Source organism: Gilliamella sp. B2824 (genome assembly GCF_026536245.1).
GTDB lineage: Bacteria > Pseudomonadota > Gammaproteobacteria > Enterobacterales > Orbaceae > Gilliamella.
In genome coordinates, this window is the sequence record NZ_JAFNON010000011.1 from 68,887 (window position 1) to 83,901 (window position 15,015).

The 15,015-nt window shown below is 35.9% G+C and carries 11 protein-coding genes; 9 read left to right on the plus strand and 2 right to left on the minus strand.

Going from position 1 to position 15,015, the window contains the following annotated elements; genetic code table 11:
* Positions 1–262: 262 nt before the first annotated feature.
* Complete coding sequence (locus J3U56_RS10260) at positions 263–712, minus strand: hypothetical protein (protein WP_267333411.1); 450 nt, start codon at positions 710–712, stop codon at positions 263–265.
* 715 nt (positions 713–1,427) lie between these two features.
* Between J3U56_RS10260 and ilvG the strand changes: the two genes are divergently transcribed.
* The 8 genes from ilvG to J3U56_RS10300 all read left to right on the plus strand — a co-directional run bounded on the left by ilvG (position 1,428) and on the right by J3U56_RS10300 (position 12,488).
* Positions 1,428–3,107, plus strand: coding sequence for an acetolactate synthase 2 catalytic subunit (gene ilvG, locus J3U56_RS10265; protein ID WP_267348949.1), 1,680 nt, complete (start codon positions 1,428–1,430; stop codon positions 3,105–3,107).
* Positions 3,107–3,340 carry an acetolactate synthase 2 small subunit gene (gene ilvM, locus J3U56_RS10270; protein ID WP_267343504.1) on the plus strand — a complete coding sequence of 78 codons (234 nt, stop codon included), beginning with the start codon at positions 3,107–3,109 and terminating at the stop codon, positions 3,338–3,340. The genes ilvG and ilvM overlap by 1 nt, the downstream gene beginning before the upstream one ends.
* A 160-nt stretch (positions 3,341–3,500) precedes the next feature.
* Positions 3,501–4,430 (plus strand): branched-chain amino acid transaminase, encoded by a 930-nt coding sequence (locus J3U56_RS10275; protein WP_267333408.1) that lies wholly within the window; start codon positions 3,501–3,503, stop codon positions 4,428–4,430.
* A 114-nt stretch (positions 4,431–4,544) separates the two neighbouring features.
* Positions 4,545–6,395: a dihydroxy-acid dehydratase gene (gene ilvD, locus J3U56_RS10280; protein ID WP_267333407.1), complete on the plus strand. Its 1,851-nt coding sequence runs from the start codon at positions 4,545–4,547 to the stop codon at positions 6,393–6,395.
* 1 nt (position 6,396) lies between these two features.
* Positions 6,397–7,938 carry a threonine ammonia-lyase, biosynthetic gene (gene ilvA / locus J3U56_RS10285; protein WP_267333406.1) on the plus strand — a complete coding sequence of 514 codons (1,542 nt, stop codon included), beginning with the start codon at positions 6,397–6,399 and terminating at the stop codon, positions 7,936–7,938.
* Between the two features lie 389 nt (positions 7,939–8,327).
* Positions 8,328–10,697 carry a membrane-bound PQQ-dependent dehydrogenase, glucose/quinate/shikimate family gene (locus J3U56_RS10290; RefSeq protein WP_065634917.1) on the plus strand — a complete coding sequence of 790 codons (2,370 nt, stop codon included), beginning with the start codon at positions 8,328–8,330 and terminating at the stop codon, positions 10,695–10,697.
* 415 nt (positions 10,698–11,112) lie between these two features.
* The gene (locus J3U56_RS10295) at positions 11,113–11,985 is read left to right on the plus strand and encodes a hypothetical protein (protein WP_267367584.1); all 873 of its coding nucleotides are present in this window, start codon (positions 11,113–11,115) and stop codon (positions 11,983–11,985) included.
* A 2-nt stretch (positions 11,986–11,987) separates the two neighbouring features.
* Positions 11,988–12,488 carry a CbrC family protein gene (locus tag J3U56_RS10300; protein WP_267333403.1) on the plus strand — a complete coding sequence of 167 codons (501 nt, stop codon included), beginning with the start codon at positions 11,988–11,990 and terminating at the stop codon, positions 12,486–12,488.
* 170 nt (positions 12,489–12,658) lie between these two features.
* Here the strand turns inward: J3U56_RS10300 and J3U56_RS10305 are convergent, their stop codons facing one another.
* Complete coding sequence (locus tag J3U56_RS10305) at positions 12,659–13,579, minus strand: L-lactate dehydrogenase (RefSeq protein ID WP_267333402.1); 921 nt, start codon at positions 13,577–13,579, stop codon at positions 12,659–12,661.
* Between the two features lie 190 nt (positions 13,580–13,769).
* Here J3U56_RS10305 and J3U56_RS10310 point away from each other — a divergent pair.
* Positions 13,770–15,015 (plus strand): pertactin-like passenger domain-containing protein (locus tag J3U56_RS10310; RefSeq protein ID WP_267367587.1); only part of this gene is annotated, 1,246 nt, incomplete at its 3' end.

Below are 15,015 nucleotides of genomic sequence, written 5' to 3' on the forward strand. Positions count from 1 at the left end.
AGGAATGGAATATTGGGTGAATTGTTATAGATAGCTATCCTTGGCAGGTTAATAGGACCGTGAATAATATTAAACGTTGAATTATTTATTGGTGAAATATTATTCTTTTTTAGTCTAGCAAATAAATTGATATTAAGCCAGATATAACCAATTACATTAGCTTGTTATTATTTGAATTCGTCAGTTTGTTAAAACTAAAAATATTGTCTATAAGCATAAATATACTATCTCTCTTTCTGTGTAGAAATTAGACGTGACCGATTTAATCTTCGTCACAGTCATCAGGTTGTAATTCAACGATGATTATTTCTTGATCATCAATATAATAATGATAATTTGCACCGTTTGGAAAAAAATGTTTTAGCTGTTTCACTTCGTCATTATCACTACAATAAGTTCTAAGCAATTTATCCCGAATCGTATCTTGAGTCGTTGGTAATAAGAGAGCATATTTAGACATATCTTTGACTTCGTATTTATAATTAATAACGTCATCTTCTTTGTAAATATCAACCAAAGTGGTAAGTGCATCAACAAATATGGGTAATTTTTTTTTAACAGGATTAATGACTAAATCATCAACCGTGTTATTTTCCTTTGGTGATGAACTAGCATTATTATTCTTATTTGAAGGTGAATTTTTTTTCTTGTTATCACAATTAATTAACAAAAAACACATTAATAGCAAAGGAATTATCTTAAAATTCGTCATAGTTGTCTTTCCCTTTAAATTACTGAATAACCGATACTTTTGTATATAAATTTTATGCAGTCTTCTTTGAAAAGATAATGAAGAACGTTAGAAAATATTGTTAATAAAACAGCAATGAAACATCGCTAAAATGGCGTATTAATATGATTAAAAAATAATTATTAGAATTACTTAGTTTTGATTCTGAAATAATGTTTAATTAAAAATAACGTTTAACACGCTATCGTTAATCGATAAAATCACTGCTTTATAATTTGTGACTAAGCTAAAAGTTAACTATAAACGACTATTATTGATGTGTGACAAAAAATTTTTTACTGTTTAAGCTAATCTTATATTAATCTATTTTTATTTCATTGAATAGAGACAACAATTCAATTAATTGATCGTACTAGCTGACGTTATTGTTACCACGTTTGAGCAGAATTTTTCACAAGCTATACGCATTGATTAAAAAAAAGTTGCACTTTTTTTAAAAACGAGTATTTTGTTAAAAATAACTTTTTGAAAATGACATAATTTTAATATATAAGCTTATGAACTTTTTACGTAAAAACGTCCTCATTAATATCCTAGTCAGCGTGGTCATTATTCCTGCGCGGGGGCGTTTTTCGATGTAAAAATATGTTCATACATAGAATTAAAACCCCCGCCCCCAAAAGCGGGGGTTTTTTTATGAATAATAAACAAGCAGAATAGAATAAGTGAGGAAGAAATGTTAGGAACACAGTGGATAGTAAAAACCTTAAAAGAAAAAGGCGTAACTACCGTTTTTGGATATCCTGGTGGACAAATTATGCCTCTTTATGACGCGCTTTATGATGGTGGTATTGAACATGTTTTATGCCGCCATGAACAAGGCGCCGCTATGGCAGCCATAGGCTATGCCAGGGCCACCGGTAAAATTGGCGTTTGTATTGCAACATCAGGACCAGGGGCAACCAATATCATTACCGGACTTGCTGATGCGTTGATTGATTCGGTACCGATTGTTGCGATAACAGGACAAGTTCCAAATAAACTAATAGGTACCGATGCATTTCAAGAAGTGGATGTTTTAGGATTATCATTAGCTTGTACTAAACACAGTTATTTAATTGATCAAGCAGAAAACTTACCCAATATTTTAGAAGAGGCTTTTTATTTAGCCAATTCAGGCAGGCCAGGACCAATACTTATTGATGTTCCTAAAGATATTCAGCTTGCAGATCTTAATTATCAAAAATATTTATCGCCAATCACAACTCATCTTAATCTTAATAATACTTCAAAATCCAATATCTCTCCTGCTGACATTGAACTCGCTAAAACCATGATATCCCAAGCTAAAAAACCTATGCTATATATTGGGGGTGGAGTTGGTTTATCTGGCGCGATTGACGAGCTTAGACAGTTTATGAATTTTACTCAAATACCGAGTGTATCAACACTTAAAGGTTTGGGCGCGGCTGATATCAATAATCCTTATTATTTAGGGTTAATTGGTATGCATGGTTCAAAAGCAGCTAATTTAGCTGTGCAAGAGTGTGATCTATTAATTGCTTTAGGCGTAAGATTTGATGACCGGGTCACGGGCAATTTAAATGAATTTGCTCGGCATGCCAAAGTGATTCATATTGATATTGATCAAGCTGAAATTAATAAATTAAAACAAACCCACTTAGGGTTACAAGGTGATATAAAAAGCGTTCTACCATCAATTCATCAAGCTGTTGCAATAGGTGACTGGCATAACAAAATCCAAGAATTGAAAAACCTATATCCCACTCGCTATGATCATCCAGGCGATCCAATTTATGCACCAGCATTATTAAAAACGCTATCTGAGCGAAAGTCGCCAACTACAATTGTAACAACTGATGTCGGTCAACACCAAATGTGGACAGCACAACATATGCAGTTTAATGATCCCAAAAATTTTATTACTTCAAGTGGACTCGGTACCATGGGATTTGGATTACCTGCGGCAATTGGCGCTCAACTCGCCAGACCTAATGACAGTGTAATATGTATTTCTGGTGATGGTTCTATCATGATGAATATTCAAGAACTCACTACAATTAAACGCAAAAAGTTACCGATAAAAATTGTTTTAATTGATAATCAACGTTTAGGTATGGTAAGGCAATGGCAAGAGTTATTTTTTAACCAACGCTATAGTGAGACTAATTTATCTGATAATCCCGATTTTTTAATGTTAGCCAAAGCATTTGATATAACTGGTGAAAAAATAACAAAAAAATCTGAAATTGAACCAGCAATAACTAACATGCTAAATTCGCCTAATGCTTATTTATTGCATGTTTGCATTGATGAATTAGAAAACGTTTGGCCATTAGTACCACCTGGTGCATCTAATGAAAATATGTTAGATAAAAAGGGAAACAATAAATGATGAGTGAAAGAACGAAACAGCAGCTATGCATTAAAGCTTATGACAATTTAGGGGCACTAGAGCGTATTTTACGTGTCATACGTCATCGTGGTGCGCATATTGAAAACTTAACAATGCAAATTGAAGATCAACATATTTTTGCCTTAGTGTTGACATGCACCACCGAACGCAGCGTTGCAGCTTTATGCAATCAAATTAACAAATTAGTGGATGTTATTTCAGTTGAAATATGAATTTGTTTCATCGATAACTGTCGATGAAATAATAATTAAAAATAATATAGATATATTTAGAAAGTTAAACAAAGTTAATAGTATAATGCTTGACCTTTAAAAGAATAAAGATAAAGCAACATACTTGCTTAACAAAAAGTAAAATTGAGAGGAAAACAAAATGGGTACTACAGCGAAATCTGATTATATTTGGTTGAATGGTGAAATGGTTCCATGGGCTGATGCAAAAATACATGTCATGTCTCATGCTTTGCATTATGGTACCTCTGTTTTTGAAGGTGTGCGTTGCTATAACACACATAAAGGCCCAGTTATCTTTCGTCATAAAGAACATGCTCAACGATTATTAAATTCAGCCAAGATTTATCGTTTTCCAGTCCCTTATACGCTAGAAGAGATCATGGAAGCAACTCGCCAAGTCATCAAAAAAAATAATCTTGAAAGTGCATACATCCGCCCTTTAGTCTTTATTGGTGATGTTGGCATGGGCGTTATTCCACCAGCCGGCTACAAAACCGACGTGATGATCGCGGCGTTTCCATGGGGCGCTTATCTTGGTGAAGATGCCTTAGAACAAGGTATTGATGCAATGGTATCATCATGGAATCGTTTTGCACCAAATACCATCCCAGCAGCGGCTAAAGCGGGGGGTAACTACTTATCATCACTACTTATCGGATCAGAAGCTCGAGCTAATGGCTTCCAAGAAGGGATCGCTTTAGACGTAAACGGCCAGCTTTCTGAAGGTTCAGGCGAAAACTTATTTATCGTCAAAGACGGCATACTATTTACCCCATTACTATCATCATCCGCCCTACCAGGGATCACTCGTGATGCTATCATCAAACTTGCACATGATCTAGGAATTGAAGTACGTGAACAAACACTTTCACGTGAATCACTATACCTTGCTGACGAAGTATTTATGACAGGTACCGCGGCCGAAATCACACCAGTACGTAGTGTTGATCGAATCCAAGTTGGTATTGGTCGTTGTGGCCCAATCACAAAACAAATCCAACAAACTTTCTTTGGTTTATTTAACGGTAAAACCGAAGATAAATATGGTTGGTTAGATCCAGTTAAATAAACGTCATTTTCTAATCCACTAATTCATTTTAGTGGATTGGCTTTTTAAAGTTACGATACAAAATTATCAACCGATAGGAATCGGTCGCTTACATAAAAAAATTGGGAGCAAGAAATGCCTAAATATCGTTCAGCCACCTCTATAGAAGGTCGCAACATGGCGGGTGCCCGTGCCTTATGGCGTGCAACAGGCGTAAAAAATGAAGACTTTGGTAAACCTATTATTGCGGTGGTCAACTCATTCACACAATTTGTACCGGGGCATGTTCATTTAAAAGATATAGGTCAACTGGTAGCAAAAGAAATTGAAGCATGTGGTGGCATTGCTAAAGAATTTAACACAATTGCTGTCGATGACGGTATCGCCATGGGTCATGGTGGGATGCTTTACTCACTGCCATCACGAGAATTAATTGCTGACTCTGTAGAATACATGGTTAATGCCCATTGTGCTGACGCCATGATCTGTATTTCAAACTGTGACAAAATCACACCAGGCATGTTAATGGCATCACTTCGTTTAAATATTCCAACGGTGTTTGTGTCTGGTGGTCCAATGGAAGCAGGAAAAACTAAACTTTCAGATCAAATTATTAAGTTAGATTTAGTTGATGCCATGATTCAAAGCGCAAATCCAAATGTCAGTGATGCTGATAGTAAAGCCATTGAGGAGTCTGCCTGTCCAACTTGTGGTTCATGCTCTGGCATGTTCACCGCAAATTCTATGAACTGCTTAACTGAAGCTTTAGGACTTTCATTACCGGGTAATGGATCGTTAGTTGCAACGCATAAACAGCGCGAACAGCTATTTTTAAAAGCAGCTAAACGCATAGTTGAAATCACGAAACGTTATTATGAACATGATGATGAATCTTACCTTCCGCGTTCTATTGCAACCAAATCGGCTTATGAAAATGCCATGTCTCTTGATATCGCTATGGGGGGTTCAACCAACACGGTGTTACACTTACTTGCCACTGCGCAAGAAGGTGAAATCGACTTTACTATGTCGGATATTGATAGATTATCTCGTAAAGTCCCGCATTTATGTAAGGTTGCGCCAAGTACAGCGCTGTATCATATGGAAGATGTACATAGAGCCGGCGGTGTTGTCTCTATCTTGTCTGAACTTGATAAAGCTGGATTACTTAATCGTGATGTTCACAATGTATTAGGACTCTCTTTACACGAAACCTTTGCACAATATGATATCACCCAAACCAAAGACGAATCAGTGAAAAAAATGTATCGAAGCGGCCCTGCCGGTATTCGTACAACGAAAGCATTTTCACAAGATTGCTATTGGGATAGTTTAGATGATGACCGTGTAAATGGCTGTATTCGCGACAAAGAACACGCTTATAGCCAAGATGGAGGTCTTGCCACACTTTATGGTAACCTTGCAGAAGATGGCGCAATTGTTAAAACAGCTGGCGTTGCGGCTGAAAACTTAGTATTCCGCGGCCCTGCTAAAGTTTACGAAAGCCAAGAAGATGCGGTTGATGCAATCTTGGGAGGGCGAGTTGTTGAAGGTGATGTAGTTGTAATCATCTATGAAGGACCAAAAGGTGGACCTGGCATGCAAGAAATGCTTTATCCGACCAGCTATTTAAAATCAATGGGATTAGGCAAAAAATGTGCACTTATTACTGATGGTCGATTTTCTGGCGGTTCTTCTGGCCTATCCATTGGTCATATTTCACCTGAAGCGGCTAATGGTGGGTTAATAGGATTAGTCCGTGATGGAGACATTATCGATATTGATATTCCAAACCGTAAATTAGTGTTAGATGTTCCTGTATCTGAACTTGAAAGACGCCGAGTGGCTGAAATGGAACGTGGCGATAAAGCCTTTACGCCTCATGATCGCGATCGCTATGTATCATTCGCCCTTAAAGCCTATGCGAGTTTAGCAACAAGTGCCGACAAAGGTGCGGTTCGTGATAAAAGTAAATTAGGTGGCTAATGTGAAAAAAGAAGAGAATAAGCTCACTGGTGCAGATTATCTAAAAGCGACTCTTTGTTCAGCAGTCTATGATGTTGCACAAGTGACCCCGCTTGAAAAAATGGAAAAGATTTCTTTAAGGTTACATAACCAAATTTTTGTTAAACGGGAAGATCGCCAATTAGTCCACAGTTTCAAAATTCGTGGTGCTCAAGCTATGATAGCAAGCCTGACCGAAGAACAACGTAAACGAGGTGTAATTGCAGCATCTGCTGGTAATCATGCACAAGGCGTTGCGCTATCGGCGAGTAAATTAGGGATAAACTCCCTAATTGTGATGCCATTAACCACCGCTGACATTAAGGTAGAAGCGGTAAAAGGTTTTGGTGGTGAGGTATTACTTTATGGCGCCAATTTTGATGAAGCAAAAGCCAAAGCAATAGAGCTGGTTGAAGAACAAAATCGCGTCTTTATCCCGCCTTTTGATCACCCCTTAGTGATTGCCGGACAAGGAAGTATTGCTATGGAGTTACTACAGCAAAATGCTAAACTCGATCGCATATTTGTCCCTGTTGGAGGCGGTGGACTTGCTGCGGGCATTGCAGTATTAATTAAGCAAATTATGCCTTCAATCAAAGTGATTGCGGTTGAACCAGAAGATGCCGCATGTTTAAAAGCGGCTCTTGATGCAGGTAAACCTGTTGATTTAAATCGAGTAGGCTTATTTGCTGAAGGGGTTGCCGTTAAACGAATAGGCGATGAAACATTTAGACTTTGTCAACAGTACATTGATGATATTATCACTGTCGATAGTGACGAAATTTGTGCAGCGGTAAAAGATTTATTTGACGATGTACGCGCCATTGCCGAACCGTCAGGTGCTGTGGCGCTAGCGGGATTGAAAAAGTATGTTGCCAAGCACAATATTTGTGGCGAAAACCTGGCTCATATTTTATCTGGAGCTAATTTGAACTTTCATAGTTTGCGTTATGTATCAGAGCGCTGTGAACTAGGTGAAAAACGCGAAGTCCTTCTCGCTGTGACGATTCCAGAAAAGAAAGGTAGTTTTTTGAAATTTTGCCAACTGTTAGGTGGACGTTCAGTCACTGAATTTAATTACCGTTATCATGATGAACAATCAGCATGCGTTTTTGTCGGTGTTAAAATTACTAAAAGTGACGAAAAAGATGAAATTATGCAGGAATTAATTTCTGCTGGTTATGCCGTAGTTGACTTAACCGATGATGAAATGGCTAAATTACATGTTCGATATATGATTGGCGGCAAACCATGTAAACATATTGAAGAACAAGTATACAGTTTCGAATTTCCTGAATCACAAGGCGCACTTCTTAAATTCTTGCAAACATTGGGCACAAATTGGAATATTTCAATGTTCCATTATCGCAGTCATGGCACCGATTATGGAAGAGTGCTTGCCGCTTTTGAAATCGATGAAAGTAGCTATAATCAGTTTAATCAACATTTAACCGAATTGGGTTACGATTTTCATAATGAAACGCACAACCCATCACTCAAACTTTTCCTCACAAATCAATCGTAATTTTTACTAAAAATAAGGATTACCCAAAAATTATTGGGTAATCCTATTAAGATAACATTAAAGTATATTTGCTTAAATATAACTTATTTTAACAGTAACAAATAAAAAATTTAGCCAAATTTTAATTGTCTATTTTAAAGTAAAAATATCATCTTTTGCCTATTGATTCCCCTAATTATTCAGTGCATATTAGTAGAATGTTTATACAACAATTTTTCAAGTCTAGTTGGAATGTGAATAGGGATATTTATCTTCTAATTCATTAATATTAATCAATAGGATATAACTCAATTTTGTTAATTATCATAGATGAAAATAGTTATTTTCATCTAATGTTTATGCAAAAAGATGAGTTAAAAAAGTAACACTTAACAACATAAGGATAATTCATGATAAAAATTGCAGGTGCCCGTAAATTTTATTTATGGCTAGTTGCCATTATTTTATTAGCGAGCGGTTTATTTTGTACAATTTATGGATTTAAATTGATCGCACTAGGCGGTAGCTGGTATTTTGCGATTATGGGATTAGTACAAATAATCACTTCGCTTTTATTATTTAGACAAAGTACCAAAGGGGCTTGGCTATATGGTTTAGCTTACGCATTAACCTTAATTTGGGCTTTATATGAGGTTGGCTTACAATTCTGGCCGCTCTTCTCGCGCTTAATGGTATTTACAGGTTTTGCAATGCTTATTGCATTTGCCTATCCAATGCTTGAGAAAAAAGAAACTGGCGATACGACTGCTGGTAATGGCGGTTATAAATTGGGGATATTTATTTTAGTCTTAATGGGCATTGCGCTTGGCTTTATGTTCAAAGAACACAATGTTATTACAAATCCCGTCCCTTTAGCCAATAATAAACTCGATCCGAGTGATGCGCCTATAGATTGGAAGCAATATGCTAATACGACTAAAGGCACGCGTTTTTCAGGTGCAGATCAAATCACTAAACAAAATGTTAAAGATCTCCAAGTTGCTTGGACTTATCACACAGGTTATATTCCTTCTAATAGTGGATCAGGTCCAGAAGACCAAGAGACACCTTTACAAATTGGCGATAATGTCTATTTATGTACACCAACAAATGTTGTTATCGCATTAGATGCTGATAGTGGCGAACAAAAATGGCGTTATGATCCTAAAGCGACTTCACCTAACTGGCAACGTTGCCGTGGATTAGCCTACTATGAAGACCAAAAAACGTTAGACGATGCCAGTAATAATGCAAAAGCGTGTTCGGCACGTATTATCATGAACACAATTGATGCTAGGTTGATGGCGATTGATGCAAATACCGGTAAATTGTGTGAAGATTTTGGTGAACAAGGCGTTGTTGATCTGAAAAAAGATATGGGCGATATTCCTCCGGGTTATTATGAGCCAACAGCGGCCCCTTTAGTAGCGAAAGATGTGATTGTTGTTGGTGGCCGCGTTGCTGATAACTTCTCAGTTAATGAGCCAGGTGGCGTTGTTCGTGCTTTTGATGTCCATTCAGGCAAATTAGTTTGGGCATGGGATCCAGGCAATCCAAATATTACTGATGTTCCGCCAGCTAATGAAACCTATACACGCGGCACAGTAAACGTCTGGGCGACGACAGCTTATGATCCAGAACTTGATCTTGTTTATGCACCAACAGGGAATGCAACACCTGACTTCTTCGGTGGCTATAGAACAAAATACGATGATGAATATAACTCATCAATTGTTGCGCTAGACCGTAAAACGGGACAAATTCGCTGGAAATTTAGAACAGCACATCATGATTTATGGGACTATGACTTACCATCACAACCTTTACTCTACGATATTCCTGATGGAAAAGGTGGCGTTACAAAAGTTATTGTCCAAACAACAAAATCAGGTCAGATCTTCATGTTAGATCGTCAGACCGGTAAACCTGTTGCTGAAGTTCAAGAAAAACCTGTAGCAAAAGGTGATGTAGCAGGTGAATATTACTCCCCTACTCAGCCATTCTCAGTAGGTATGCCATCAATTGGTAACGAAACCTTGACTGAATTTGATATGTGGGGTGCGACACCTTATGATCAATTACTCTGCCGAATTGACTTTGCCGGTTCTGTCTATCATGGTTTATTTACACCACCGAATATGACCAAAACGCTGCAATATCCAGGATCTTTAGGTGGCATGAACTGGGGCAGTGTCGCGGTTGATCCACAAACCAACTTAATGTTTGTTAATGATATGCGAATTGGTTTAACTAACTGGATGATCCCTCAAGATAATATCCCTAAAAATGCTAGCGGTATTGAAATGGGTATTGTGCCACAAAAAGGAACGCCATTTGGTGCGATGCGTTTAAGATTTACCTCTGCCTTAGGTGTTCCATGCCAAAAACCACCTTACGGAACCATGACAGCCATCGATCTTAAATCTCGACAAATTGTATGGCAAAAACCTTTAGGTACAGTCATGGATACAGGTATTTTAGGCATCCCAATGCATTTACCTGCGCCAATTGGCATGCCAACCATCGGTGGACCAATGGCAACTAAATCGGGTCTATTATTCTTTGCTGCAACGCAAGACTTCTATCTTCGAGCATTTGATTCTGTGACCGGGGAAGAAATTTGGAAAGCACGTTTACCCGTCGGTAGCCAAGGTACACCAATGACCTATGTATCACCTAAAACAGGTAAACAATATATTGTCATCTCAGCAAGTGGAGCAAGACAATCACCAGTTCGTGGCGATTATGTTATTGCTTATGCTTTACCTGATAAAAAATAGTTGTTAGCTAAAATAGTTTTAGCCTCATAATAACTGCCATTATATCGTATAGTTTTATCGATATAATGGCAGATAAAATAAACTATCAGCGAATTTATTAAATCTAAACAGTTTAATTCAACTATGGTATTTAACTAAAACACAAACCTTTTTTAAACTGATTGGCGAAATAGCCGCTATCACAAAATCTATTTTCGATTATTTCTATAATTTTAAACAATTCTCCTATTGCTAACTACTTCAATATCGATCAATAAAATAAATATGAATTTTTTGTTAAAAGTAATGTCCTAATTTGAATGAATAGTAATTCGAATAAATCATTGCAGAAATGATAAACTTATCACCTTATAATGACATAGTCTTTACTGCACAAATTGTGAATCTTTAGTGATAAAAATGGATTTTATAGGAAATGAAAAAAATAGTTTCAAGCTTATGTATAACGGTATTTTGTTGTTTTACTCTGTGTAATACGCATATGGTGTTTGCCAATAATAACGCTTTAAATTATAACCAACGTGAGCATTTTGATTCCTTTGCTGACTTCTATCAAAGTTTACCGATATTATCCATGCCTATTGATAGCAAAAATATCAGCACCGGAAAATATGTTGATAGTAAATTTTTTCATTTCGATGATGATGATTATCGCTATTATGATAAACCAACTGTTCAAACCGACAATTATTTTACGCTAACAGATCTAAAAGCGATTGGTCGCTTTGAAATGGATGATATCAAATTTATACTCTATGATTTAACTTTTGATAGTATAGGCGAAGGTATCAACGAAGATATCAAATTAATTAATGCTTTTGACAAAAATGGAAAATTTCTAGATGAATTAATGATAGCGGGAAAAACTGGACATGAAGATCACTTGTTTTTCTTTTCATCCACGATTAAAGATCAACTATTTCATATTAAACTAGACGCAGTTTATGAACTTGGTTATGTAGCAGAAGTTAAAGACAATATCTATCAATATAAACAAACGATTAATTTAACTTATCAATTTCATGACAATCAATTTTACTTACAAGCCCCTCCTGTTAACTGTCAAACTAAAAATTTAAAGCAATATTTGAATAAACTTACCAAACAACAGTTTGCCGATATTGCTGATATCGTGGCTTTTAGCAACTATATTGATTGTTATCCGGTATCCGAAAATTTGCAAACATATAAACAAATAGCTAATTATATTAAAAATTCTATTCATTATTTTCTAAGTTCTGCTGAATTGAAAACATTACAAAAAAAAATTGGTATTATTGAGGATTAAGTATGTGTTTACCTACTTTTAAATATCATCCCAACGCTTATCAGCTAGATATTTTTAGTCAAAAAGATGGGATTTGCTCGGTTTGTCATAAAATTCGTTCAATAAAATATGACTTACCGCTTTACAGCCAAGAAGAGCCTGAATATATCTGTCCATGGTGTATTGCTGACGGTTCTGCGGCAAAAAAATATCACGGTCAATTCAATGATGATAACAGTATAGATGAGCTGCCGCCTGAAAAGCTTGACGAGCTCATATTAAAAACACCCAGTTATTCATCATGGCAGCAAGAAGTATGGTTAACGCATTGTAATGAGCCTTGTGCATTTATCGGTTATGTCGGATTTGCAGAAATTATTCCCTATTTTGATGAGATTAAAGATGATATTGATTACCCAGAGGAGTTATTAAGAACGTCATTATCCAAAGATGGCTCACTGACTGGTTATCTATTTGAGTGTGTTCAATGTGGTAAGAAAAGATTGCATATTGATTGCAACTAAATAGCTATACACCATTTTCATGAAGTTAATTTACCCAATCATCAAAAATCAAATTGTACAAAACGATGAAGCCGATTTATCAATCGGCTTAAAATAGAATCAGACAACACGCTTATTGATATCGCTCTGTTGCTGATAAAGGTATGGCATAAAATAGAAACCTAATAAGATTAATTAATATGTCGAATATAACCTTTCACAATATTAATGCTTTTATCAAACAGCTGTTTCTCGGTTTCGTTAAAGTCAAGTTGAATCACTTTTTTAATCCCATGTTGATCCAAAATTGCCGGTACCCCTATAGCGACATCTTTATAGCCATACTCCCCATCTAAAACACAGCTAAGCGCTAAGGCTCGATGGCTATTAGTAAAAATATGCTGACAAATTTCAGTAATGGTACTAGCGATACCATATTCAGTACAATGCTTATATTTAACGATTTCAAAACCTTTATTTTTTGCTTTAGTCCCAATATCAACAAAATCAATTTTATTTTTTTCAAGTTGATTAAGATTAATACCATAAACCGAAGAATGAGACCAAACCGGAAACTGCGAATCACCATGCTCACCAACTATAAAGGCATCGATGCTTTGTGGTCCTATATCCATCTGCTCACCTAGTAAGCGACGTAATCGCACGGTATCAAGCCAAACTCCTGTACCAATAACTCGATGACGAGGTAAACCTGATAGTTTCCAGACTTGATAAGTAATTGCATCACAAGGATTGGTTGCTATCAAAAAAATACCCTTGAAGCCATTTTTCATCATATTCGGCACAATACTTTCCACAATTTTAGATGTGCCTGCAAGCTCCTCATCACGGCTTTTTTGTGCTAATCCTGAAGTTACTGTAATAATCGCAATATCAATATCAGCACAATCGGTCGATTCACGCAAACTCACTTTGATCATATTTTGCCGATAAGCTGCTGCATCCAAAAGATCTTGAGCATGACCATAGGCTAAATCTTTATTAAGATCAACCAGCGCTATCTCTTCACATATGCCACGATTAACAAAAGTATAAGCGGTTGTTGAACCGACATTGCCAACACCAATAATCATCACTTTACGAAGTTTCATCTTTAACCTACCTAATTTTAGTTTAAAAATTTCACAATTAGATTTAGTTATACTCCTGTTTTTTTAAGATTCAAGATGTTAGAAGTAAGATTTAATGTTAGTTGATTGTAAAAATAAACGATGACTAATTCTTGAACAACTTTTTTTTCATTGCTAAAATCATCGACAATCTTAAAAGGAAGGAAAAACAATGAAAAAAAAAATCATTATAGGATTTGGTGTTAGTTTAGTTACACCTTTAACCGCAATGGCAATAAATTTATCAGGTAATCAAACTTTTACTGAAGAAGTCAATATACCATCAACCCATAATTATAATGAACTTGAAGGTGAACTTAATTCAGGCATTGATATATTGAAAAATAGTCAAACTATTTTTGAGAAAAACGTTAACATCAATTTACAACGGAATAATGATTCAAACTCAGATTCAAATATTTCCGGTATTTCAACCAGCTTTGATGGTAATTCCACAACAGTATTTAATGGTGATTTAAACATAGATGTAAAAGGTTTTAAATTTGATGCAATAAGTATATTCAATAATTCAGTTATTGAAGTTAATGGAAAAACAACATTAAATATAGATCACAAAGACAATTCAAATGCAATTTCAATGATTGATGGGATTTTAACACTAAATGGAGAATCAATAATAAATGGTGATCTTAACGTTCAAGAATCAGGAAAATTAATCATTAAAAATAAATCGCAAATAATTGGTCAAGTAGAGGCTTATGATGGTGGAATAGTCGAATTATATTTAGCTGATGGCTCTAAATTTTTAGGATCCGCATATAGTAACGCTGAGATTGATCCAATTGATGGCGTTGATTCTCTAGCTGGTAAGATTATCATTGATCTTGCTAAAAATGCAAATTGGGAAATTGATGAGGATGGTTCCTATATCACGCAATTATCAGGTGCGGGGTCGGTTACATTTGATCACAATGCTCAAACTCGATCGCTTTCTTTCAAAAATTTAACTGTTGAAAACCTAAAAGGTGCATTAAATTTCACAATGAGTACCGATATCGCTGCTGAAAAAAGTGATAAACTCATTATCACAAACTCAGCTGAAGGCCATCACACTCTTAATTTGATTAATAATGGCGCAGCAAATACTAATGGTAAAGAAAAATTAACTTTAGTAGAAATAGCTGAAAATGCAATCAGTAATGCCGAATTTAAAACGACTCATGCCATTGAATTGGGTGGATATGTCTATAATATAAATAAAGATGGGAATAATTGGGTCTTAGCGAGTAATAGTAACACGGTTACTAATCCTAACCCTAACCCTAACCCTAACCCTAACCCTAACCCTAATCCAGATGATAATAAAAAACCGGATAATAACACAAGCTCAAAACCACAAATTACAACAACAGCAAATGCCAGTGCTGGATTCCTTAATGCCAACTATTTAATGAGTT